We start from the raw sequence: 23,178 nt of genomic DNA, 5'->3' as shown, positions 1-23,178 counted from the left end.
GGGACGGCGGCGATCGCCGCCTCGAAGCCGCGCACGCGCTCCCGGATCGTGTGGCGGTGGGAGCCGCTCGGATGCAGGATCCGACGATGGCCGGCCTCGGTCAGCCGGCGGGTGGCCTCGTAGGCGCCAAAGAAATTAGCCGGCGAAACGCCGTCAAACTGCATCCTTGGATCAGTGCCGTTGACAAGAACGGTCGGTGTCATGCTGGCTTGCAGCCAGCCACGCAACGTCTCGTTCGGATCGATACCGACGAGAAAGAGACCTTCAGCTCCCGCGGTCTGCATATAGTCGCGCACGGCACCCGGCGTGATACGATCTTCGCGGACCAGCCGGACGTCGAAGGGCATGCCTGCTTCCGCAGCGCCGGCGCGCAGGCCGTCGACGATCGCTTCATAGAAGACGCTGAGAGTGCCGGTGACGCCGTCGCTGGCAATCAGCGCCAGCCCGCCGGCAACGGCTTCGGAAGCCGGTTTGACGGGATAGCCATTCTCGGCTGCCACCTTCAATATCTGGCGCCGGACGGTTTCGCTGATACCAGGTTCGTTGGCGAGCACGCGCGACACCGTGGAAACGGAAACGCCGGCCAATGTGGCTATATCGGCCTGACGCGGCCGTCTGATCTTTTGGTCGTTCATAGGCAAACATTATGCAAATAGTGCAAATTTGCAAGAAAATGGTTGCTTCTTGCAATAAAATTTTTTTTGCGTAATCTGTTTGCCGAAGTGCTCGATAATGCCGTTGGAGGATGGCAGCGGGCAGTTGGGACAAGGAGGAATATCATGCAGGTCAATCGCCGTTCATTTCTGATGGGTTCAGCCGGTGCGGCCGCCGGTCTCGCCCTCGGTGCCGGAAGCGCCATTCCGGCCTTTGCCGAAGACGCCCAGCTGCGTGCCATGTGGTGGGGGTCCAACGACCGCGCCAAGCGTACGCTCGATGTTGCCAAGCTTTATCAGTCGAAGACGCCTGGCGTCACTCTGGTCGGCGAATCGCTGTCGGGCGACGGCTACTGGACGAAACTCGCAACGCAGATGGCCGGCCGCTCGATCGCCGACATCTTCCAACTCGAGCCTGGAACAATCTCAGACTATTCGAAGCGCGGCGCCTGCCTGCCGCTCGATGAATTCGTCCCCTCGACGCTGAACGTTCAGTCCTTTGGCGCCGACATGCTGAAACTGACCACCATTGACGGCAAGCTCTATGGTGTCGGCCTCGGCCTCAACTCCTTCTCGATGTTCTTCGACACAGTCGAATTCGAAAAGGCAGGCATCCCGTTGCCGACGCCCGACCTCACCTGGGATGAGTACGCCAAGCTCGCCGTAGAACTCGCCAAGTCTTCCGGCAAGGGCGGCGGCCCCTATGCGGCGCGCTACAACTATGTGTTCGATGCCTGGCTGCGCCAGCGCGGCAAGAGCCTCTTTGCGAGGGAAAGCGTGGGGCTCGGCTTCACGGCTGACGATGCCAGGGAATGGTTCGACTACTGGGAGAAACTGCGTAAGGCGGGCGGCACCGTTGCTGCCGACGTGCAGACCCTCGATCAAAACACGATCGACACCAATTGCCTTGGTCTCGGCAAATCGGTGATCGGCATGGCCTATTCAAACCAGATGGTCGGCTATCAGCTGATCATCAAGAACAAGCTTGGCATCACCATGCTGCCGCGTGAAAAGAAGGGCGGACCATCCGGCCATTATTACCGTCCGGCACTGATCTGGAGTGTGGGCGCTACGACCAAGCAGGGCGAAGCTGCCGCGAAGTTCATCAGCTTCTTTGTCAATGATCCCGAAGCCGGCAAGATTCTCGGTGTGGAACGCGGCGTGCCAATGTCGCCTACCGTCCGTGAAGCCATCCTGCCGCAGCTCAACCCGACGGAGCAGGAAACGGTCAAATACGTGAACCTGCTCAAGGATCAGGTCGGCGAGTATCCGCCGCCGGTGCCGATGGGCGCAACCCAATTCGACCAGCGCGTGCTGCGCCCGATTTGTGACGAACTCGCCTTCGAACGGATATCGCCCGCCGATGCGGCGACCCGGCTCATCGAAGAGGGTAAGGCAACGATCAAGGGATGATCGGTCGCCCGACATGAGGAGAGGCCCGCAACACCCCGGCGGGCCTCTCCGTTTTTCAGGCCTCTGTTTTCCGGACTATCAGTTGCTGTCCAGGTTTTCGACCACGCGCCAGTCCGGCCGGCCGAGATCGAACGGCCATGCGTGCACATCCCGGTCGTTGAAATAGACGACTTCCTGCAGATTCGGGAAGGCGCTCTGCTTCAACGTGGCAGTTTCGATCCACGGCCTGATATAGGCGTCGCCGCCTTCATAGCCGAGCTCCGCCACCCAGATGGGCTTTCCGTAACCGGCGACGAGATCATACCCCTGCTTCAATGCTTCCGAGAACGTCCGGTGCTCATTGTAGGCAAGCTCGTCGTAGCGCTGCAGACCGAAGACCGAGAGCCCGATGAGATCGACATAATCGTCGCCGGGATAATAGGCCTGGAGGCCAGGCTCTCCCTTCGGCGACCACATGAGCTCTGTGCTAGGCGCCTCCTGGCGGACAATGTCCATCATCCGCTTGTAGGCCGTGATATAGTCCTGCGGGCTCCAGCCGGACCATGAGAACCGCCCTGACTTGTCCTCCATCTCCTGTCCCCAGCGGACGATCACCGGGCTTTTCAGCTCGGATATCATATGCGCGATCGAACGCATGTTGACATCGTAGTCACCGCGCAGGACCTTTGCGCGAAGCTGTGCCGAGGTGAGCCGCCAATCGACGTCCCAGGACCATGGCTCGACAGTGATCAGCAGGTTGCGGCCTCTAGCCAGCGCATAGGCATCGGCGACGCGCAACGTTTCGAGGTCGACGTCCTCCCACGGCAGGAACAGGGCTTCGGTCGCGACATTCGCCTGCGCGCCGAAATCGCCGTGCGGATCGTAGGCCCCGAACTTGATGCCGTCGGCATGAAGGACGGGGCGCTTGTCGATAATCGTCTGCACGGCCGCCGCCGGGTTTGGCGCAATGCCCGCATATTGCACTTCGCTTCGGCCCGGAAGATCCGCGAGACACAACAACAGCAGCGCAATCGCGGTGGTCGAGAGGTTGTTTTTCATTAGCTTCTTCATGGCTTCACCCTCCTTTTCGGGCTATTTCCTGGCTCAGCAGGACCTGCTTCAGTTCGCGCGCCTTCGCGCTGACCGTATCGACGGGAGCGAGCTTGCGGAACTCGTCATCCGGGAGCACCGATGCATGACGGAAGACGTACCACTTGCCGTCGGGCTGGCGCCGCTGATAGATCGTGTTGCCGATCTTGCGGTGACCGAAACAGGTGCTGGCGCGGGCCGCACCCTCGGCATTCGTCCAGGTGGCACGCATGCAGAGCTGGCCGAGATCGTCGACTACCCATCTGCCTTCGGCGAAGGACGGTTTGCCCTTGTCATTGCTCCAGGCGATAAATCGCCGGCCGTCATCGAAGAAACGGCCGCCGCCGGTGTTCCAGGTCCAGGTCTTGTCGCCATAGATACGATAGAGCTCATAGGCGCTGACCGGCGTCGGCGCTTTCTGTTTGGCGACCTCGGCGCCGTGTGCCGCCATGGGCAGACACAGGCTGAGAGCGAGGGCCGCTCCGTATAGTCTCGATCCGATACTCATTACATCCTCCTACTCGACACTTGCCGGTTCCGCCGGCTCAGACACCTTGTTCGTCCCGCCCCGCGCTTCCGAACCCATTCCATCTGAGGCGGAACTTCACGATCCTGGTCTTGCCGCCGCCGACACCGGCACCGGCTACGGCAAACTGTGATTGGCTGAAACTGATGAACGTCTGGCCGTGGGAAAGGGCCTCGAGGCTATGCAGACCATGGCTGCCCGCCTGCATGCCGCCGGTGATGCAAATCGCAAGCCCCGTGGCCGTCGCAAGCCACAGGCCGCGTGATTGCGGCAGCCGCGGCAGATCGTTCTCGATCGCATGGCGAATGACGATCAGCACCGTCAGCGACAGATAGATCGAGAGATTCATCGCCGCGAAAATATAAAAGCCTTGGGCGGCAGGGGCCTCACTGGCCAGTGCCATGGCGGCTGCGCACAGTCCGGCGAGCGCGATATAGGGCGCGATGACGCGCAACGGCAAAGACCGCTGCTGCTGCCTTCCCTTCGGTGTGATGCGGAAATCGACGAAGGAGCCGTAGATATAGTCGCGAAGCGCAGCGAGGCTGCCGGCAAGCGACCACGGCCAGCGCAGGAAGATAAAAGCTAGCCCTTCCCAGCCGAACAGTTTCGCATCGTGCGGCCTGAAGGTTCCCGTAGCCCGCCAGAAGAAGGCAAACAGCGTCAGCACGACCGATATCGGCGTAAAATGCAGCAGGAAATCCGGATAGGTCACATTGACGAAGACTTGGCCCGTCATCAAGGCGGCAACCGGCAGCAGGAACATCACGGCCATGAAGGCGGAGAAGAGCGGATACCACAGCTGCGAGAACACAAACTGAAATCTCAGTCGCCAAGGCAGGTGCATGATGTGACGGCGGGAATGCTGCAGCAGGATCGTGACGAGACTGCGCGACCACTGGAATTCCTGGACGACGAGATCGGTGAAGTTTGCCGGTCCGTCGCCATGAGCGATCGCATCTACGGCATGCACGCCACGCCAGCCGCCGGCATTCATTATCAGCGTTGTCGAATGGTCTTCCGCAAGTTCCGGGCCGAGGCCGCCGATCTGACGAAGGGCCGCCGTGCGAACCGCATAATGGGAACCGATGCAAAGAGGCGCCCAGCCATTATTGTAACCCGTCTGCAGCGAACCGTGCAGGCTTGCCTCGGCATAGAGCCTGCCACGCGCTGCCCAGCTTTCGCCGGCATTGGCATCGCAGATGCTGGGAGCGGAGACATAGCCGATCTTAGGGTCGGCGAAGGGGCGCAGGATTTCACGGAGGTAGGTCGGCGTCGGCACATGGTCGGCATCGAACTGGGCGACGAAATCGTAGCGCGCATAGCCGAAATGGTCGTAGAAATAGGCGAGGTTGCCTTCCTTGCAACGCGTCCGGCGCGGCCAGGTGGTGCGATGATACTCCGCCACGCCCTTCCGGGTGGAGATCAGCACGCCGTGCGCCGCACACCAGCGACTGGTTTCCTCCGAAGGGTCCTCGTCGGCCAGCCAGACATCGAAATCGACGTCGATCTGGTCAAGCATCGCCTGCAGCGTGGCGCGGACGACGGCAAAGGGCTCGGACGGCGCCTTGGTGACGACCATTGCCACCCGCCCTTCCGGCAGCCGTGCCGCAGGATTGACCGTCCTCGCATCGAGGAAGATAAGGATGAAATAGGCCGGCACAAGCGTGATCCAGGCAAGCACGAGGGTGATAAGCACGAAGGCGGCCCAGGAAATGATATGGGCGGACTGGCACCACCAGATCCAGAAATAACCGAGTGCTGTCAGCCAGCAGAGGATGCCGAAGCCATAGGCGACGCGGTTCCAGCCGGCGAAAACAGGATCGAATGCCTCAGCCGCGGCGGCCTTCGCCGTCCTGGCGCTGTGACCGACTTGCAGTGCGTCGCTCATGCCGTCAGCTCCAGTCCGAAGGTGGGGCCGGCGGTGCGGATGATCGTATCGATATCCGAGAAAACCGGCGAGAAACCGAGCTCCGCCTTCGCCCTTGCGGTGTTGGCAAAGAGGACCGGCGGATCGCCGGCGCGGCGAGCGCGATAATTCACGGGGACTTCACGGCCGCTCGCGCGATAGATCGCCTCGAGAATCTCGCGCACCGAGGTGCCCCGGCCAGAGCCGAGATTGACGCTGAGCGAGCCGCCGCCCTCCATCAGATGATTGACGGCGGCGAGATGCGCCTGCGCGAGATCGCTGACATGAACATAATCGCGAACACAGGTTCCATCCTCGGTCGCATAATCGGTGCCGAAGATATCGAGCCGCTCCAGCCTGCCGGCGGCGGCAAGAAGGGCGCGAGGGATGAGATGGGTCTCGGGGTGATGCCGTTCGGCAAGCTCGCCATCAGGATCGGCGCCGGCGGCATTGAAATAACGCAGTGCGGCAAAGCGGATGCCATAGGCAGCGGCAAAATCCTCGAGCGCCATCTCGAAGATCAGCTTGGTACGCCCATAGGGATTGACCGGGTGTTGCGGGCTTTCCTCCCGTATCGGCAACGAGGCGGGAACGCCATAGGTGGCGCAGCTGCTCGAAAAGACGATCCGGTCGATATCCTGATCGAGGCAGGCCTCGAGCAGGGTCAGGCTGCCAACGACATTATTCCGGTAATATTTCCTGGGCATGTCGACGGATTCGCCGACATAGGCATTGGCACCACAATGGATGACGCAATCGGGCGAAAACTCTTCAAGGGTCCGGCGCAGCGCGGCGGCGTCGGCAAGCTCTGCCCGGATGAGCGGGCCCCAGCGGACGCTGTCGGCATGTCCCGTCGAGAGATTGTCGTAGGTGACCGGGATCATGCCGGCACGCGACAGCGTTTTGCAGATATGACTGCCTATGAAACCGGCGCCGCCGGTGACGAGAATGTAGCGGGGCATCTCATACGACCTCCGCCTTCTCTGTACCGGCCAGCAGGCCGTCGAAATATTCGACGGTGCGAGCCAGGCCGGTTTCGAGCCCGATGCGGGGCTGCCAGCCCAGCTCGGCCATGGCCCGGGAAATATCCGGCCGCCGCTGACGGGGGTCGTCGGTGACCGCAGGCAGGTGGACGATCCGGGAACGCGAGTTCGTCAGGTCCCGAATGATTTCCGCCAGGCGGCGAACGGTCATTTCGGCTGGATTGCCGAGGTTGATCGGGCCGTTGCAAGCACTGCCGGCAGCCGAAAAACGCAGGAAACCGTCGACGAGATCGTCGACGTAGCAAAAGGAACGGGTCTGCTGGCCATCACCATAGATCGTCAGATCGGCATTGCGCAGAGCCTGCACGATGAAATTGGAAACCACCCGCCCGTCGTCCAGGCGCATGCGCGGCCCGTAGGTATTGAAGATGCGGCCGACCTTAATGTCGACGCCGTAAGTCCGGTGGTAATCGAAGAACAGCGTTTCAGCGCTGCGCTTGCCTTCGTCGTAACAGCCGCGCGGTCCGATCGGGTTGACATTGCCGCAATAGGATTCGTGCTGCGGGCTCTGGCTCGGGTCGCCATAGACCTCCGACGTCGACGACTGGACGACGATCGCACCGGTCTTTCGCGCGCAGTCCAAGGTGTTGACGGCGCCGAGCACATTGGTTAGCAGCGTTCCCACCGGATCCCGCTGATAATCGGGCGGAGAGGCTGGGGAGGCGAAATTGAAGATGAGCGACGCGTCGATATCGAAGGGCTGCCTAACATCGTGCTCGACGATGCGGAAGCGGGTGTTCGATGTGAGATGATCGACATTCGCACGGCGGCCGGTCGAAAAATTGTCGAGGCATATGACGCTGTGGCCGCGCTGCAGGAGCCTTTCGCAGAGATGTGAACCGAGGAAGCCGCCCCCGCCATTCACAAGAACGGTGCGTCGCCCTTGGAGCACCGGAATGCCTGACACTTCAGAATAACCTTCGTTGGGAACGAAACTACGCATTACAAACTCCTTCCCATGTATTTAGTCTTTTGATTATTTATGCACTGCATGCCTCCGTATCCGCTCTGGATATTCACGAAACTGAGCGTCCATACATGAATAACTTTGTAGTTACTCTCCAGATACCGAATTACTATTAAAACAATACAACGACTGCCGCCAAGGTCAACTTGAAAAATTCCAGCTATCCAAAATAATTACGCAAGTATTCTTCAAAGTAACAAATGATTAATCACTTTCAACGCTTTACCACCAATACGCCTCTTATCCGCCTCTCAAGCTTCACTCAATGCAGCTAATATACGAGGGAAGTCGGGTGATCGGCCGCGCTCAACTGCAAGGCCGGTCTTGCATCCGGAAGCGCCATATGCGAGGGGTTTGGGCTATGTTGAAAAAACAAGATGCAGCGCAGCTGAAAGGCCGGCGTCTTCGCTTGGCGATTTTCGTCTGGGGAACGGCGCTTATGGCGATCGGACAGACGGCCTGCACGGTCGTTGATGACGACATCGCGGTCGTCGCGAAGAAGAGTATCGTCGAGGGCCCGCGCGTCTCCAAGGCCTATGCCTATCCGGAAAATCGCGCCGGGCGCCCGGCCGGGGTCACGGCCCGCACTGTCGCCTATCACGGCTCAGCGCCTTATATCTGCTCCCCAAGCGGCTTCGGACAGAAGTCGCGCTGCTTTGCGCGTCCCTCTATCTGAAGCAAAACAGATCGTTACATCAATTGCGCCACCGGCCGGACATATCGTCTTCGCCGGCAGGGTGTTCATTGAAGAAACGGGATGCCGCTTCCGTGCGGTTTCGGACATTCATCTTCTTGTAGATGTTGCGGACGTGAACCTTCACGGTGTTTTCGGAAAGATGCAGCTTGTCGGCGATGATCTTGTTCTGCGTCCCCTTGCATATGAGATCCAGGATCTGAACCTCCCGGGTGGTCAAAGCGGAGATACTGTCGCGTCTCAGCTTGAGCGCATTGTTGCGCGCCGCATCGACCGATTTTGTCTGATAGAGCGAAGGTTCCAGCTGGGTGTTCTTGTTGTTGAGACGGTTGAGAAGTGCTGACGGAAAATGTTCGCCGCCCTTCATCAGTAGATCCACAGCGGCCATGAAGACGTCGAGCCGGAGGTTGAGCGGCAGGACGCCATCGATGATCCTTGCCTCCACCAGCCGGCTGACATAGGGCTCGAGCATGTCGATAGCTTCGACGACAAGTCCGATCGAGGTTTCAGGGTGGTTTTCGCGGGCAGCCTGCAGCGCTTCTTGAAGCTCAGGGCCAGGTATATGATAGAATAAAACGAGCTTCATATCGCTGGTATCTTTTTCCAGCATCGGCTTTGTGCTCGTTATGCTTGCTACTTCACAGTTCGGAAATTTCTTCGCCAGTGCTTCTACCATGCATTCCGAAAACAGATCCGCCTTGGCTACCACTAGTATAGTATCTCCAGACGAACTCAACTTCCTTCCTTGGTCCGCATTCTCCATTCCAGACCCTGTCATGAACATATACGCCTCCCCTAGCGTTACACTTTACTCAAACGTGGAGCGATGGCGGGTATTAAATAGTATGAAATGTCGATCCCGAATGTCATCGCCTTATTTTTTAGACATTTCTTAATTATGTTAATACGGATTGAGAAGGAAGGAAATGGCCCAAAGTGATTAGTTTTAGTGGGGGAAAAACGATACGATACTATGCCTTGGTTGTATTTTCACTGCGCTATATACTTCAAGGTTATATTTGCTCCGACTATAGCTGAACAGCTTAATGTAATATTTCAGTACAGATTGTCATAATTTCGTCATGCAGGGTGGCCGGATACAGGACGGGGGAAGGTGCCCCTCAAACCCGGCAGCGAATGCCGGGATCCCCGGATTCTCGTTGCCCGCCGACGCTCCCGCCGAAGAGATCTTAACGCTCCAACGACAGGGGCTATCCAGGGCTAGCCGGGCATGGCAGATCCGCCTTAGCCCGAATTGATGTCTATCGGATCCGCATTTTTTCCAGCAATCTGTGATCGTCGTCCAAGTGGCGACATGGAAAACCCATGTACTGTTTAGCGTTTTGATACATGGCCTCCATTTAGGGCAACTCAACGAAAAGAAGACCTGACTACTCCTTATCCATTTCAGGATTCGGAGCCGGATATGTGCGGCCTTGTACTGAGTACGTACGTTCCCAATACCAACGGTTTGATCAACAAATCGCGAAGAAGCCGCAGATGACTAGTACCGAATACATCTGCCGATGTTAACCGCATCGGAGCGAGCGCGAGTAAAATCCCATTTGAGATGAGAGGGATTTCGAAAAGCTGCTCCGGTTTTTTTCTGGAGAAACTTGAATGTCTGACGACATCGAAATCACGAAGGTCGGGGCGCTTGCCGACGGCTTTGCCAACAGCGCTATCAATTCAACTGAAGTTGACGACGGCTCGACCGGTTATGTCGGCGGCGTCGCCAATGGCGACAATCGCGACAATACCGACAACAGCGTAGATGTGGACGTCAAGGCCGAGCTCTCCGCAAATAATGGCGACAACCGCGACAACGAATATGACTGGAGCTACAAGTCCGACGACGATACGAGCACCAAGACCACGACGATCACCGACTCCAATAACGACTACGACTGGAGCTATGACAGCAAGTCGTACAGCGACAACGACACCGACACCAAGACGATCACGGACACCGATACGAAGACCGTGACAGACACCGACATCAAGACCATTACGGATACGGATACCAAGACGGTCTCCGACAGCAACAACACGGCCGACAGCTTCAACAAGACGGATACCGACTTCGCCGTCATCGAAGACGTCAAGGACTTCGACAATCTCGGCGTTGCCGGCCACGACCTCACCTTCAACCTCGGCGACGACTTCTCCTTCACTCTCGACGTTGACAGCATCCTCAACAATTCGCTGTCCGGCGAGGGCAACGACAGCGGCTTCAGCGCCGTCCAGGCGAACCATCTGGCTGACCAAGACCAGGCCTGGAACATCAAGATGGACAATGGCGGGGCCGACAACCATCTGAAGGCCGATGGCGGCCACGCCGATAGTGCAGAAGGCATTGAGATGGACGGCAAGGGCTGGGATCTCAAGGCTGGCGACGATGCCAATGGCTCGAGCACGGCCGACGCTTCGGCTATCCTTGCCAATTCCGGCTTCCACCTCGAGCTTGTTCAGGGTGCTAACCTGCTCAGCAACACAATCGACTCCAGCGTCATCGGCGGCAATTCTCATGTTTCCGACGTCGGCGAGGATACCAGCACCTGACACGGACCTCCAACGACCAAGACGAGCTGCACCGGCCCCGGCCGGTGCAGCTTGATTGCTTGAAAACGGTTTGACGACCACACCGCAGCTCCCAGCGAGGGGCGCCCAGAAGGCCGATCGTCATTTCGAATGGGAGGGCCGAACCATGCATATCGAGAAGATTTCGGAAATCATCGCGCACTTCATCGGTCTCTTCGAGATGACGACCGACGAGATGCGGTTGCGCACCAACTATGCTGAAGGCGCAGGACCGGGCGCGGATGGACCCGTTCTGCCGGATCAGGATGCCTATACGGCTGCCTTCTCTTCCGATCTTCAGCTCAAGGATTACGATCCAGGCGTCATTTACAAAAGCGGCAGCTACGAGATCGAATATGGTCCGGCGCGCCATTTAGGCCGCGTCTTCGAAGAGAGCCTCGAGAAGCTGGCGGCGATTGCCGCAAAGGACATCCCGTTACCGCATTTCGGCGATCCGACCGATATCGTGCTCACGGATGAGCCGGAACTGACCGTCTTTGCCGGGCCTGGCTCGACGATCAGTCATGTCCTCCAGGTCAACGTCCTCTACGACGACGATTATCTCGATATGACGAACGGCGTCCATGCGCCGCGAGACACGACTTTTGTCATGGAAAAGCTCGCGGACTTCAGCACCAAGGCTGAGATCTTCACGCCTTTTTCGAGCCTCCAGCGAACCGACATCTATGATGGCGCGCTGAAGATCGCCGAGGATCTCGAAAGCTATATCCAGAATGCCCAGAATACCGAGGACAGCGGGACAACCTCGCCCAGCACCGACGCGACGCATCATTTCGTCACCACCCATCCCGCGGGCGACGGCCCCATCGTCTACGTCAATGGCAAGGCCGAGACCGATATACCCGTCCTCGACGACTTCCTGCCGGACCGCGGTCTCGCCAAGCTCCAGGAAGAACCCGACGACAGCAATTCGTCCGTCGAACAGACAGATCCCAGCGGCAGTAGCCTTGATGTGACCGCCGGCGCAAATCTCCTTGTCAACGTCGCCTCGGTGATCAACACCGGCGTCATTACTTCGGTCACCGCGGTAATGGGCAACTACCACCAGATCGACGCGATCTCCCAGGCCTTCGTCTACAGCGATCACGACGAGATCGCCTCGGCGCTGCGCTCATCCGGCCATTCGGCCGAGGAGGCGGGAACGGTCGCCAAGAATATCGCCATCTTCGAACACAGCACCTTCGAAGCATCGAGCCACGCCGACAGCGATGCTGCCGAGCCGACGTTCCCGAACAGCTGGCGCGTCAGCGTCATCGATGGCGACGTCTCCTTCGTACAGTGGATCGAGCAATATCACTTCGTCAGCGACAACGACACGATGACGGTAACCACCTCGGGATCCGAAGCCACGGTTCTGACGGGCGGCAATACCTCCATCAACTTCTCCTCCTTTTTCGGGATGGGCATGCAGTATGATCTGGTGATCATCGGCGGCAATGTGCTCGACATCAACAGCATCACGCAGATCTCGCTGCTCTACGACAATGACTGGGTGCGGGCGGAAGACGGCGTCGATCCCGGCGCCGACATCCAGACCGGCAACAACCTGATCTGGAATTTCGCCTCGATCCACAATGTCGGGACGGACAGCCCCTTCGCGGCCATGCCGGACTATATGGTCGAGGCGCAGAAGGCGATCGAAGATCGCGATCCCAATATGCCCGAAGGGCTGTCGTTCGACGTGAATTTCCAGGGATATGCCGGCCTCAACGTGCTCTATATCACCGGCAATCTCTACGACATGACGATCATAAAACAGGTCAGCATTCTCGGCGATTCCGATGATGTGACTCAGGCGGCATCGACCATCCTCGACAACAATCCCGATGCAACGGTTACGATCGACACAGGCAGCAATGCGGTCATCAACATCGCCGAGATCGTCGACTACGACAGTTTCGGCCAGACGACCTATCTGGCGGGCCAGCTCTATTCAGACGCCATCCTCATTCAGGGCGGGCTGGTGGAGCATGACACGACGCAGCCGCAGCCGGCCGACGACAGGCTCGCCAACGAAGTTATTGCCTTTCTCGACAACGACGATCCGGCGGGCAGCGATTCTGCGGACGGCGTCATCAATGCCGGACATGATTTTTCATGGTCGTCGGCGCACCCCGCCGACGTAATGCAAGCCATGGTCGCGTGACCTTGAGTATTGCGGAGGAACCACGATGAACCAGATTTCAAAACAAATCTTTGCGGCAGGCAGCGCCCTCGATCTGAGGTCGGGTAATATTCCTTCCGCTGCCCCCTCGGACGCTGCGATGAGCGAGGTGTGCATCTCCGCTATCGACCAGGCGGTCGAGAATCTTCGCAGGCTCAGTGGCGCCGTTGCTTCGTCTCCCGATGGCAGCAAGGAGACGATCGAAATCGCGGCGCGCGAGGCTGCCGATATCGGAGGCGCAAGTGCAACTCAGCCGCCCCTGACGCAGAAAACAGTGCCGGCGGAAGCCTCGAATGTGAAAACGGCGCCTCCTGCCGCAGTGGCGCAGAGCCCGGCGACAGCAGAACCGGTGGAAGCACTCGCCCAGCCGCGGATCGAAGCGCGGGTGCCCCCCGAACTGCCGAAAGAGAAGACCGAGCTCAAATCGAGCCCGACGATGCCCTTCGGCAAGACCATCGAAGGCGAAAGTGGCCCGATCAGCGAGAGTGACAGGCGGCTGCGCACCGGCGGCGGCGGAAACGGCAAGGATTCCGATCCCGGGGGCGGCGGGGGCGGGGGCGGAGGAAGTGGCGGCGGTTTTCACAAGCGCAGCGAGCCTGTGAATTTCGCCGCCAGCCTCTCGCGCGGCATGGCGGCGGTGCGACGCAACATGGTGGTCGTCATGATGTTCACGATCGCCATCAACGTCCTTCTGCTGGCAATCCCGCTCTATCTCTTCCAGATATCCGACCGGGTGCTGACAAGCCGCTCCATCGATACGCTCGTCATGCTCTCGATCGCCGTGATCGGCGCCGTGCTGCTGCAGGCCTTCATGGATTCGGTGCGGCGCTTCATCCTGATGCGCACCGCGGTGGAACTCGAAGTGCAGCTCGGCGCGCCGATCCTCAGCGCTGCAGCGAGAGCATCGCTGCATGGCAGCGGCAAGGACTATCAGACACTGCAGGACCTGCAGTTGCTGCGGGGCTTCCTGACATCCGGCACGCTGATCGCGTTTCTCGATGCGCCGCTGATGCCGTTCTTCGTGGTCGTCGTCTATTTCGTGCATCCGCATCTCGGCATCATCATCATGACCTGCTGCGCGGTGCTTTTCGTGATCGCCTATCTGAATCAGAAATTCACCGCCCGGCAATTTGCCGAATCCAACGGCTATCTCAGCCGGGCAAATTTCCACCTCGATTCCATGTCGCGCAATTCGCAGATCATCAACGCAATGGCGATGATCCCCGAAGCGGTGAAGATGTGGGGCCGGGAAACGGCGGGCTCGCTGAAATCGCAAGTCGAGGCGCAGGACCGCAACATCATCTTCTCCGGCATATCGAAGGCCTGCCGCATGATCACCCAGGTCACCCTGCTCGGCTGGGGCGCGCACCTGTCGCTTTCGGGCGAGCTGACGGGCGGCATGGTGATTGCCTCCTCGATCATATCGGGACGCGCGCTGGCGCCGATCGAAGGCGCCATCGAAGGCTGGCACCAGTTCAACCGGTCGGCCGCCGCCTATGGCAGGATCAAGAGCCTGCTCTTGAACTCGCCGTTGAACTTCCCGCGCCTGCGCCTTCCCAATCCCGAAGGCCGGCTCGATGTCGAACGCATTCTCTTCGTGCCGCCGCCGCAGAAGAAGGTCATTCTCAACGGCATCTCCTTCTCGCTCAGGAAGGGGGAATCGCTTGCGATCATCGGCAATTCCGGGTCCGGCAAGACGACGCTCGGCAAGATGCTCGTCGGCTCGATCGTCCCGACGTCGGGAAATGTTCGCCTCGACCTGATGGATCTGCGCAACTGGGATCAGCGCCAGTTCGGCGAAAGCATCGGCTATCTGCCGCAGGACGTGCAGCTCTTTCCCGGGACGATCAAGGCCAATATCTGCCGCATGCGCGACGACGTCGACGATCATCAGATCTACGAAGCCGCAGTGCTGGCCGACGTGCACGAGCTCATCGCAGGCTTCCCCCAGGGCTACGAAACCATCGTGGCGGCCGATGGCGCTCCGCTTTCGGGCGGCCAGAAGCAGCGCATCGCGCTGGCTCGCGCCTTTTTCGGCAACCCCAAATTCGTCGTCCTCGACGAGCCGAATTCAAACCTCGATACCCAGGGCGAGGCAGCGCTTGCCAGGGCGCTGATCCATGCCAAGAAGCAGGGCATCACCACCGTGACCATCACCCAGCGCCCAGCCCTTCTCCAATGCGTCGACAAGATCCTCGTGCTCAAGGAGGGCACTGTCGCCATGTTCGGGGAAAGGATCGAGGTGCTGCAGGCGCTTTCCAAGAACAACGGCAATAACGGTCAACAAGCACCGCGCATCGAAGGATGAACGACATGGGACGGAAAAAGCAGGAGACGACCGGTCCGGTGCAGCTCGAATGGTATAGCGACGTGCCGCGCTCGATCCGGATGCACAGCATCGTCGGCCTGACGGTTCTCTTCACCTCGTTCGGAGGCTTCGGCTTCTGGGCGGCGACGGCACCGCTTGCTTCCGCTGTTATCGCGCAAGGAAGCTTCGTCGCGACCGGCAACAACAAGATCGTCCAGCATCTGGAAGGCGGCATCATCAGGGAGATGCGCGTCAGCGAGGGCGATACGGTCAAGGAAGGCGATATCCTGCTGACCCTCGACCCCACGGCGTCCCGCTCGAACGAGCGGATGCTGCAGCTTCGCCGGCTGCGCCTGGAAGCTGTCGTCGCAAGGCTCCGCGCCGAAGCGCAGGGCCTGCGCGAATTCCAGCTTCCCGATATTGTGATGAAAGAGGCAAGCGATCCCGACATCAACGCGATCATCCAGAGCCAGAACGTCGTCTTTCACAGCAAGCAGATCAAGCTCGAGGAGCAGCTCAATCTGATCGAGAAGAACATCAAGTCGCTGGAATACCGTTTCGCCGGCTATAAGGGCCAACGAGAATCCTTTGAAAGGCAATTGTCGCTGCTGACCGAGGAACGCGATTCCAAGGCCCGACTGGTCAAGGTCGGCTATATGCGCAAGACGGATCTTCTGGCCATCGAACGGGCGATCGCCGATGCGATGGGCGACATTGCTCGACTGAATGGTGAGCTCAACGAGAGCGAGGCGGAGATCGCCAAATTCCGCCAGGAAGCCGTCATCGCCGTCAACTCCAATAAGCAGGCGGCACTCGATGCACTCGAGACCGCCGAAACCGATCTGGACAGCGTGCGCGAACAGATGCGCGAGGCCGCCGGCGTGCTCGAACGCACCACCATCCGTTCGCCGGTGTCGGGCACGGTCGTGCGCTCCTATTTTCACACAGCCGGCGGTGTCATCACGACAGGCAAGCCGATCATGGAGATCCTGCCGGCGCATGTGCCGCTGATCCTGGAAGCGCAGGTGCTGCGCACCTCGATCGATCAGCTGCATGAGGGCGAAACGGCCTCGATCCGCCTCACGGCGCTCAATCGGCGCACGACCCCTGTTCTGCAGGGCAAGGTCTTCTATGTCTCAGCCGATTCGATCGAGGAAAATTCGGGAGCTTCAGTCAAGGACGTCTATATCGTCCGCGTCGGAATACCCGATTCCGAGATTGCACGGGTGCACAATTTCCATCCCGTTCCCGGCATGCCGGCCGAAGTGCTGATCCAGACGTCGGAACGCACCTTCTTCGAATATTTGAGCAAACCAATCACCGACAGCATGTCGCGGGCTTTCAAGGAACGCTGATCGTCCGCGATCAGGTAAATGCGACGGACTTGCCCGTTGTTCTGATGTAATGTCCATATGCCATCCTTCATGGATGGATCCCCTCCGGGGAGAAAGGGTCAAGCATGGCGGCGATGTCCGATGTCCTGCTGCGGGTCGGCCGGCTGAACTATGTCTGGACGAACACCGAAAGCCTGCTGATCTACATCATCGCCCATCTTCTCCGGGTCGAAAAGGAAGCAGCAATCGTCGTGTTCCTGACGCTCAACACGACGCGCGCCCGGATCGACCTCATCGAACGGCTTTCCAAACTCGCTTCGACATCTCCTTCCGACCGCAAGGCGATCCTTTCGGCCATGTCGCGGCTGAAGAAAGAATCCAAGACACGCAACAAATACAATCACTGCATCTATTCCTTCGACGATAAGGGAGAGATCTCGAGCACGCAGCTGATGCGGCTTGTCGAGGACGACAAGGAGATCCGTTACGGCAAAATCGAGCAGATGGACGCACGCGAGATCGACCTTCTGGAAAAGTCGATCGCCGAAATCGTCGCCATCAGCCGGACGCTCTGGGCCTTCATCCATGCGAGCCCGCAGATCGCCGGTGAGCTCTGATCTAATCCTTATGAATGCATGTTCTCAAAACCGCTGCACACTTTCGGGCGATGTACATTGAAGCGCGCCGTCCTCCAAGACGCGGCACGCTCTATCACTTTGAATCTATGCATGATTTTCACCAAAAACGGTCGCGATTTTGGGTTATACGCCGGCTCCGGACTAATCACATTTAGGTCCTGCAAATCATCCGGACGGTTTATTTGAAGATCAGTGTTTGCCATTAGAATGAAACCTCCCGAGTGACGTATGGGGTATTGGGGGGCGGCATGCGCATAGATATCATCGACACCATTGCCGGGCTCGAGGCGGTACGCGACAACTGGGATCAGGTCTTCATGGAAGACCCCGACGCGCAGCATTTCCTGTCCTGGATCTGGCTGAAGAACTATCTGTCCCGCCGACGCCGCTGGTTCATCCTTGCTCTGCGCGAACGCGACCCCGAAGCACCTTATGTCGCCTTCTTTCCGCTGCGCCTCATCACGCATCTGAACGAGAAGACCGGGCTCTTCTACGACGAGATCATCATGGCCGGGAATTTTGCGGCCGATTATACCGGTCTCATCGTCAGACCGGATTACGAGCATCATGCCATTGCCGGCTTTGCTTCGTTTCTCAAACATCAGAACTGGACCGACCTGAAGCTCGAATATTTCAGCGGCCCTGCCGGCCGGCGCGAGAAGATGATCGAGGCGCTGCAGGGTCCGGAGGTGATGTTTCGCGACAGCTCGCCCAAGAACAGCGAGAATATCGACAATACGATCTGTCCCATCGTCCCCCTGCCGGCAAGCTTCGACGACTATCTCGAGCAGCGGATGAGCAGCCAGACGCGCCAAAAGCTCCGGCGGTTCCTGCGCAAGGTCGAAGGCGACGATATTTACCGGATCACGATGGCAACTCCCGAGACCATCGATCGGGACATGGACATTCTCTTCAATCTCTGGCGGATCAAATGGAGTGCCCGCAAGGGCGCGGAGCGGACCGAACGGCTGATCATCACCACACGCGAGATGCTGATGGACAGCTTCAACTGCGGCGATCTCGAGGTGCCGGTCTTTTGGCATGGCGACCAGCCGCTCGGGGCGTTGGCGAATATCGTCGACCGGCAGAGGAAGGCCATCCTCTTCTATATCACCGGCCGCGACGAGAATTGGAAGACGCCGTCTCCCGGTCTCATCCTGCATGGCTACTGCATCCGGCGGGCGATCGAGCAGGGCTTCAAGACCTATGACTTCCTGAGGGGAAACGAACCCTATAAGTACATGTTCGGGGTGGAGGAAAGGCGGATCAGCTGCACCCTGTTCCGCACCCGCAATGGCCAGAATCTGCATGGGGTGCTCAACCCGCGCAGCATTCGTTTCGTCTATGACCAGGCGCTCGACATGTACCGCAATGGGGCCCGGAGCAAGGCGGAGATCGCCTTCAACCAGGTCCTGCAATCGGCTCCAGGCCATACCGGCGCGGAATTCGGCCTCGCCAATCTGCTGTTCGACCGGGGCAAGCTGACGGAGGCACTGGCTGCCTACAAGGCCCTCGTCGAGCAAGCGCCCGATCCGACGCCGATCCATATGCGGCTTGGCGACACGCAGCTTGCGCTACATCAATATGAGCAGGCCGCCGAGACTTTCCGCCGGGTCGCCGAGATCGGGCCGCATCTCATCCAGGCGCATTACAAGCGCGGTATCGCCCTTGCGGCCAGCAAACGGCTGGCCGAGGCGGAGACCGTCTTCGCCGCGATCCAGGAGGTGCATTCGGACGACCCGGCCGCCCTCGACTATGCCGCCAAGGCGGGTGTTGCCCTTGAACGGATCCGCATGAGTGCCGAGGCCGCCGCTCGCAAGACGGACGTCGTGCCGGAGACCCTCGCCCGCTGGAACCGGAGACTGCAGCTCAGCGAGCGGCGCCGCCTGCGACTGCATTGACGATTGTTGTGGACGCGCGATGCCCAGTGTCCAAACACACGAAAGCCCGCACGTGGCGGGCTTTCGCGTATCTGGTTGCGGGGGCAGGATTTGAACCTGCGGCCGACCTGGCGATTGGCCGGCTGCCGGGCCGGGAAACACCTCGCTCAAAGCGTCCGGGTCCGACCGAATGTCCGAAGCAGAAGGTTGATCGAGACAGCGACTTTGTCAATGTCACGAACGTCCTGGGAGTAACGCCCGGTATAAAGTTTCACGATCATTTTATCGCGGGGCGAACCGCTAAGGTTGAAAAAAAGGTGCAGGTAGAAGGCCTCCTTGTCGCCTGAGCGAGCAATGCTCCTTCGTCTTTGGGTGACCGTCCTTAGTTCGGTCTTGAAGGGCGAGAACCCCTCGAGCGACAGCGTGACATCGGCGGATGCAAAGCGCGTCTCCGGCGGCACGGCAACGACTGCCTTGTCGAGCGCCAGACTGACTATGCGGCCGGAAACCCCGTCGACGTGAACCGCTTCGTCAAGTTTGAACGCATCGAAGAGCCGTCGCGGTTTTTCGAAGCAGATCAAGGACGCAATAGCGAGAACGAGAATGTTGATGCCCGACCAGCAAACCGCAATCGGCGAGAACTGCGCCTCGATATGGGAGGTCTCAGGGACAATATTGATGACAAGACCGATGGCCGTCGCCACGATCAACGCCGCTATCCAGGCAAGGCTGTATCCATCAAATCCGATCGCCTCGTTGCCGCTGCCCTTCGGGGTCACCCTGAATGGCTTGCCGAAGGGACGCACCACACTGGAAATAACGGTTGGCAACATCCGAAACGTCGAAAAAGCCCCGACGGCACTCGATACGACAGGCAAATATCGGGTCGGTGTTATCCAGAGCATCAAAAGGAAATAGGCCGTCAGCAACGGCACCTGATGGGAGATATAGTCTGCAGCGTTGGTGAAGTAGAGCGGCAGCAAGCCGAACCAGAGATATATGATCGGGATGATCAATATCGTAAAGCGCACCAGATACTGCACCAACCACGATAGCGGAAGGAACATGATGCGTTGAAAAAGCGACAGACCAGGTCCGCGCAGTGGGCCGTTGTGAAGATAAAGTGTTTGAATTCCCCCCTGACACCAGCGTTCACGCTGTACAAAATAGCCAGTCAGATTCTCAGCGGCCAATCCCATCGACAGGCGCTCATTCAGGTAACGGGTCTTGTAACCCTTGTTGAGCATGGAAAGGGTGGTCAACAGATCCTCTGTGATGGATTCCGTTGGAAACCCCCCAATCTCATCGATCGCCTTGCGTCGCGCGATTGAGCATGACCCACAGCAGAAACTGACGTCCCAGATATCTCGGCTCGGTGCAATTTCATCAAAGAACAAACGCTGCTCGTCCGGCCAGATATTTTCGAGACCGAGATTTGTTTGCACCGGATCGGTATTGAAGAAATGCTGTGGCGTTTGAACGATGCCGATGGTCGCATCGGAAAAGAAGGGAAGCGTCCGGCGCAGGAAGTGACGATAGGGCACGAAGTCAGCATCGAATATCGCGATGAAGTCGCCGGAGCTGACCTTCAGACCATTGTTCATGTTGCCGGCTTTGGCATGGCTGTTGTCGGGCCGTGTGACGTGGATTGCTCCCTTCTCCTCGCAGTAGGCCTTGAGCCAATTACGACGTTGATCGTCGAGCACGTAGACTTTCAGCTTGTCTTGCGGATAATCGAGCGCAAGCGCCCCTATGATCGTCCGTTCCAGGACGTCGAGCGGCTCGTTATAGGTAGGAATGAACACATCCACCGTGGGCAATTCATCCTCGTCACCTCTAAAGAAGTCTGGCGCGAGCCTGTCGGCTTCTGCGCTCCGGTCCACGTATCGACTCATCAAAACCAGGAAGAGCACGACTTCGAAGAATGCGAGGATTTCTATGATGAACAGAAACCAGACCCAGTAGAAGTTGAGGCCATTGTTGGGATAGGGAAGTACCGTCTCGAATAGCCGCCAGAGTATATAGCGCAACGCAATGGCGCCAACGACCACGCATGTGATTGCGCGCGTCGAGCTATAGTTACGCGACCAGTTGAAAGGCCCAAGCAAAAAGAACGCCAAAACCGAAAATGTCGGAGCCAGTGCTATGAGATACTGAACCACAGGCTCTCTACCCAGTTCCATATGTGGATGTTAGGTTTGGGAAGGCGCACCTGAACAGAACGCCCCACCTGACAAAAGTTCGCATAATCCGTATTGAGAGCGGAGGGAGCCAGACCGACGCGTATTCGATCGTTGCGTTTGGTTGTTTCGGGCTGATTGGCTGCCAGCGTGTCCTTCTCGGCGACCGCGGAACTGCCTCTTACCGATAGGACAACGCCTTTGAAGGCCTCGCCTCCGCCTAACAAGCGCACCTCCGCAGCAAGGCCTGGATAAATCTCTTGGTAATCGACCTCCGGAACAAGGATATCGACGAAAAGATCGCTGCAATCGAGGATGCGCATCAGCTCGGTATTGAGGATGACGTTCGAGCCGTTGACGATGTTGCTACTCCACACGACTCCGTCGAAAGGTGATGGATCTGATGCCGAAGTGAGACTGCGGACGCGGTTTTCCTCCTCAATCAGCTGCATCTGTACCTGCGCGCCCCGTGTTTCGTTTTCGGCGATGCGCGTATTGAGATCGTTGATCCGAACGATGACCTCATCCTGTCGCTGGCGAGAATAGGGCACGTCGTTCTGGCCGTCACCGAAAACGAAAACACCCTTGCGAACGGCTTCCAGCTTTTGTTCGAGCTGGGCTACGGTCAAGCCACTGATTTCGAGTTCGCCCCCCGCCGCTTCCCAGGCGGCTCGGGCGGACTCGACCATCTTGGTGGACAGGATACCCTTCGCCTCAAGCGCGAGCCGCCGGTCAAAGTCGACTTGCGCGACATTGTCCTGCGCCTTGGAAACCTTGACCCGTTTGTTTAGAATTTCAACTTGTCGCTCCAAGTCGGCAACGGTTGTGCGCGTAAAGACTTCCATGCGTGCGCCCAATTGATCACGAAGCCGTACAAGCTCATCGCGTTCCCGCTTTAGCGCCGCAACATGTTCGACAGCAGTCATGTGGTCGGCCTGCAGCGAAGTCAGTATTGCGCGGTTCACGCGGGCATTGTGTATCACGGCGAGCGGCGCTCCTGCCGACACGCGCGCACCAACTTTTGGAGGAGTTTCTGCGACTTCGCCGTCGATAGGAGCGTTCACGATCGCAAATCGCGCATTGACTGTACCGTCGAGACTTGTAAAGCCAGTCAGGCCGGGCAGCAAAAGAACGATGGCAAGCGCGAACAGTGATATGCCGATCAGAATGCGGGTAATGCGGTGGTTCCAGATCATTGGCAATTCCAAAATCATCAACCGCAAGGCACTCGTGTGAGACCTGCGTAACTGCAACCATATCTTGTAGAGATGTAGGCGCACCATGGCCATAGACAAGGGGACGAGCTGGCTGCACTCGATACGTTCGATAAAATGTCGCAATAAGGCTAACCTGGGATTAGCTATTTACCGCAGCGGAGGCTCGTTTTGTATGAATGGACCGTGCCGACGCCCTGAGGAGGCGCTAACCTCGCCCCGTTACCAAACGCACAAAGCCCGCACGAGGCGGGCTTTTCTTTAGACCATCGTCCGCTGGAAATTTGGCCGGCATCTCAGCGAGCGACGCCGACCGCGTCTGCATTGAGGGTTGTTGCTGCGATGTACCGTAGACTAGACGCAAAAAAGCCCGCCGGAGTGGCGGGCATTTGTGTGTCAATGTTCGTATATTTGGAATTTGGTTGGGGGCAGGATTTGAAGTTTCTGTCCCGCTGCGTCGGCTTCGCCTTCTTGCGGGCCCCTGAGGAGGCGTTAAATCCTCGACCCGTTACGAGATACACAAAAGCCCGCACGAGGCGGGCCTTTGTGTATCTGGTTGCGGGGGCAGGATTTGAACCTGCGGCCTTCA

At 58.6% G+C, this 23,178-nt stretch carries 17 protein-coding genes; 8 read left to right on the top strand and 9 right to left on the bottom strand.

What is annotated here, in order from left to right:
* On the bottom strand, positions 1-635 hold a 635-nt coding region (locus MOV76_RS29405), incomplete at its 3' end, for a LacI family DNA-binding transcriptional regulator (protein WP_247265853.1).
* A gap of 144 nt (positions 636-779) precedes the next feature.
* Here MOV76_RS29405 and MOV76_RS29400 point away from each other — a divergent pair.
* On the top strand, positions 780-2,066 hold the full coding sequence (locus MOV76_RS29400) for an ABC transporter substrate-binding protein (RefSeq protein WP_018244219.1): 1,287 nt from the start codon (positions 780-782) through the stop codon (positions 2,064-2,066).
* 78 nt (positions 2,067-2,144) lie between these two features.
* Here the strand turns inward: MOV76_RS29400 and MOV76_RS29395 are convergent, their stop codons facing one another.
* From MOV76_RS29395 to MOV76_RS29375, 5 genes are read right to left on the bottom strand one after another with little or no spacing between them, the layout of a single operon-like run.
* Positions 2,145-3,116, bottom strand: a complete 972-nt coding sequence (locus MOV76_RS29395) for a glycoside hydrolase family 26 protein (RefSeq protein WP_247265852.1) — start codon at positions 3,114-3,116, stop codon at positions 2,145-2,147.
* Between the two features lie 4 nt (positions 3,117-3,120).
* Positions 3,121-3,642, bottom strand: a complete 522-nt coding sequence (locus MOV76_RS29390) for a DUF995 domain-containing protein (RefSeq protein ID WP_247265851.1) — start codon at positions 3,640-3,642, stop codon at positions 3,121-3,123.
* Between the two features lie 37 nt (positions 3,643-3,679).
* On the bottom strand, positions 3,680-5,548 hold the full coding sequence (locus tag MOV76_RS29385; protein WP_247265850.1) for a glycosyltransferase family 2 protein: 1,869 nt from the start codon (positions 5,546-5,548) through the stop codon (positions 3,680-3,682).
* Positions 5,545-6,528: a UDP-glucose 4-epimerase GalE gene (gene galE / locus MOV76_RS29380; RefSeq protein ID WP_247265849.1), complete on the bottom strand. Its 984-nt coding sequence runs from the start codon at positions 6,526-6,528 to the stop codon at positions 5,545-5,547. The genes MOV76_RS29385 and galE overlap by 4 nt, the downstream gene beginning before the upstream one ends.
* Before the next feature lies 1 nt (position 6,529).
* Positions 6,530-7,552 carry a UDP-glucuronic acid decarboxylase family protein gene (locus MOV76_RS29375; protein ID WP_247265848.1) on the bottom strand — a complete coding sequence of 341 codons (1,023 nt, stop codon included), beginning with the start codon at positions 7,550-7,552 and terminating at the stop codon, positions 6,530-6,532.
* A 385-nt stretch (positions 7,553-7,937) separates the two neighbouring features.
* Between MOV76_RS29375 and MOV76_RS29370 the strand changes: the two genes are divergently transcribed.
* Entirely contained in the window at positions 7,938-8,252 is a 315-nt protein-coding gene (locus tag MOV76_RS29370) for a hypothetical protein (protein WP_247265847.1), read from the top strand.
* Positions 8,253-8,271: 19 nt separating this feature from the next.
* Here MOV76_RS29370 and MOV76_RS29365 read toward each other — a convergent pair whose 3' ends face one another.
* Positions 8,272-9,054 carry a response regulator transcription factor gene (locus MOV76_RS29365; protein WP_018244212.1) on the bottom strand — a complete coding sequence of 261 codons (783 nt, stop codon included), beginning with the start codon at positions 9,052-9,054 and terminating at the stop codon, positions 8,272-8,274.
* 836 nt (positions 9,055-9,890) lie between these two features.
* Here MOV76_RS29365 and MOV76_RS29360 point away from each other — a divergent pair.
* From MOV76_RS29360 to MOV76_RS29335, 6 genes are all read left to right on the top strand, one after another.
* The gene (locus MOV76_RS29360; protein ID WP_018244211.1) at positions 9,891-10,832 is read left to right on the top strand and encodes a hypothetical protein; all 942 of its coding nucleotides are present in this window, start codon (positions 9,891-9,893) and stop codon (positions 10,830-10,832) included.
* Positions 10,833-10,977: 145 nt separating this feature from the next.
* Positions 10,978-13,017, top strand: a complete 2,040-nt coding sequence (locus MOV76_RS29355; protein WP_247265846.1) for a hypothetical protein — start codon at positions 10,978-10,980, stop codon at positions 13,015-13,017.
* Between the two features lie 25 nt (positions 13,018-13,042).
* Positions 13,043-15,343 (top strand): type I secretion system permease/ATPase, encoded by a 2,301-nt coding sequence (locus tag MOV76_RS29350; RefSeq protein ID WP_247265845.1) that lies wholly within the window; start codon positions 13,043-13,045, stop codon positions 15,341-15,343.
* A gap of 5 nt (positions 15,344-15,348) precedes the next feature.
* On the top strand, positions 15,349-16,698 hold the full coding sequence (locus MOV76_RS29345; RefSeq protein WP_026188567.1) for an HlyD family type I secretion periplasmic adaptor subunit: 1,350 nt from the start codon (positions 15,349-15,351) through the stop codon (positions 16,696-16,698).
* Between the two features lie 104 nt (positions 16,699-16,802).
* Positions 16,803-17,294, top strand: coding sequence for a hypothetical protein (locus MOV76_RS29340; protein WP_018244207.1), 492 nt, complete (start codon positions 16,803-16,805; stop codon positions 17,292-17,294).
* A gap of 269 nt (positions 17,295-17,563) precedes the next feature.
* Positions 17,564-19,216, top strand: coding sequence for a GNAT family N-acetyltransferase (locus MOV76_RS29335; RefSeq protein ID WP_247265844.1), 1,653 nt, complete (start codon positions 17,564-17,566; stop codon positions 19,214-19,216).
* A gap of 146 nt (positions 19,217-19,362) precedes the next feature.
* Here MOV76_RS29335 and MOV76_RS29330 read toward each other — a convergent pair whose 3' ends face one another.
* Together MOV76_RS29330 and MOV76_RS29325 are read right to left on the bottom strand one after the other, a co-directional pair.
* A complete protein-coding gene (locus MOV76_RS29330; RefSeq protein ID WP_018516412.1) occupies positions 19,363-21,357 on the bottom strand; it encodes a glycosyltransferase in 1,995 nt (664 codons plus the stop codon).
* Positions 21,339-22,571, bottom strand: coding sequence for an HlyD family secretion protein (locus tag MOV76_RS29325; RefSeq protein ID WP_018244204.1), 1,233 nt, complete (start codon positions 22,569-22,571; stop codon positions 21,339-21,341). Before MOV76_RS29325 ends, MOV76_RS29330 begins: the two co-directional genes overlap by 19 nt.
* Positions 22,572-23,178: the final 607 nt, after the last annotated feature.

Source organism: Rhizobium sp. PRIMUS64 (genome assembly GCF_023006465.1).
In the GTDB taxonomy this organism is placed as follows: Bacteria; Pseudomonadota; Alphaproteobacteria; order Rhizobiales; family Rhizobiaceae; genus Rhizobium; species Rhizobium leguminosarum.
Note: the sequence above shows the minus strand (reverse complement) of the source record. Positions and strands in the feature narration are given on the sequence as shown.

Excerpts from the sequence above, each read along its gene's own strand:
- MOV76_RS29350 (WP_247265845.1), top strand. The coding sequence starts at position 13,043 with ATGAACCAGATTTCAAAACAAATCTTTGCGGCAGGCAGCGCCCTCGAT.
- MOV76_RS29385 (WP_247265850.1), bottom strand. The coding sequence starts at position 5,548 with ATGAGCGACGCACTGCAAGTCGGTCACAGCGCCAGGACGGCGAAGGCC.
- MOV76_RS29340 (WP_018244207.1), top strand. The coding sequence starts at position 16,803 with ATGGCGGCGATGTCCGATGTCCTGCTGCGGGTCGGCCGGCTGAACTAT.
- MOV76_RS29390 (WP_247265851.1), bottom strand. The coding sequence starts at position 3,642 with ATGAGTATCGGATCGAGACTATACGGAGCGGCCCTCGCTCTCAGCCTG.
- MOV76_RS29375 (WP_247265848.1), bottom strand. The coding sequence starts at position 7,552 with ATGCGTAGTTTCGTTCCCAACGAAGGTTATTCTGAAGTGTCAGGCATT.
- MOV76_RS29345 (WP_026188567.1), top strand. The coding sequence starts at position 15,349 with ATGGGACGGAAAAAGCAGGAGACGACCGGTCCGGTGCAGCTCGAATGG.
- MOV76_RS29395 (WP_247265852.1), bottom strand. The coding sequence starts at position 3,116 with ATGAAGAAGCTAATGAAAAACAACCTCTCGACCACCGCGATTGCGCTG.
- MOV76_RS29360 (WP_018244211.1), top strand. The coding sequence starts at position 9,891 with ATGTCTGACGACATCGAAATCACGAAGGTCGGGGCGCTTGCCGACGGC.
- MOV76_RS29355 (WP_247265846.1), top strand. The coding sequence starts at position 10,978 with ATGCATATCGAGAAGATTTCGGAAATCATCGCGCACTTCATCGGTCTC.
- MOV76_RS29365 (WP_018244212.1), bottom strand. The coding sequence starts at position 9,054 with ATGTTCATGACAGGGTCTGGAATGGAGAATGCGGACCAAGGAAGGAAG.
- MOV76_RS29325 (WP_018244204.1), bottom strand. The coding sequence starts at position 22,571 with ATGATCTGGAACCACCGCATTACCCGCATTCTGATCGGCATATCACTG.
- MOV76_RS29370 (WP_247265847.1), top strand. The coding sequence starts at position 7,938 with ATGTTGAAAAAACAAGATGCAGCGCAGCTGAAAGGCCGGCGTCTTCGC.
- MOV76_RS29335 (WP_247265844.1), top strand. The coding sequence starts at position 17,564 with ATGCGCATAGATATCATCGACACCATTGCCGGGCTCGAGGCGGTACGC.
- MOV76_RS29400 (WP_018244219.1), top strand. The coding sequence starts at position 780 with ATGCAGGTCAATCGCCGTTCATTTCTGATGGGTTCAGCCGGTGCGGCC.
- galE (WP_247265849.1), bottom strand. The coding sequence starts at position 6,528 with ATGCCCCGCTACATTCTCGTCACCGGCGGCGCCGGTTTCATAGGCAGT.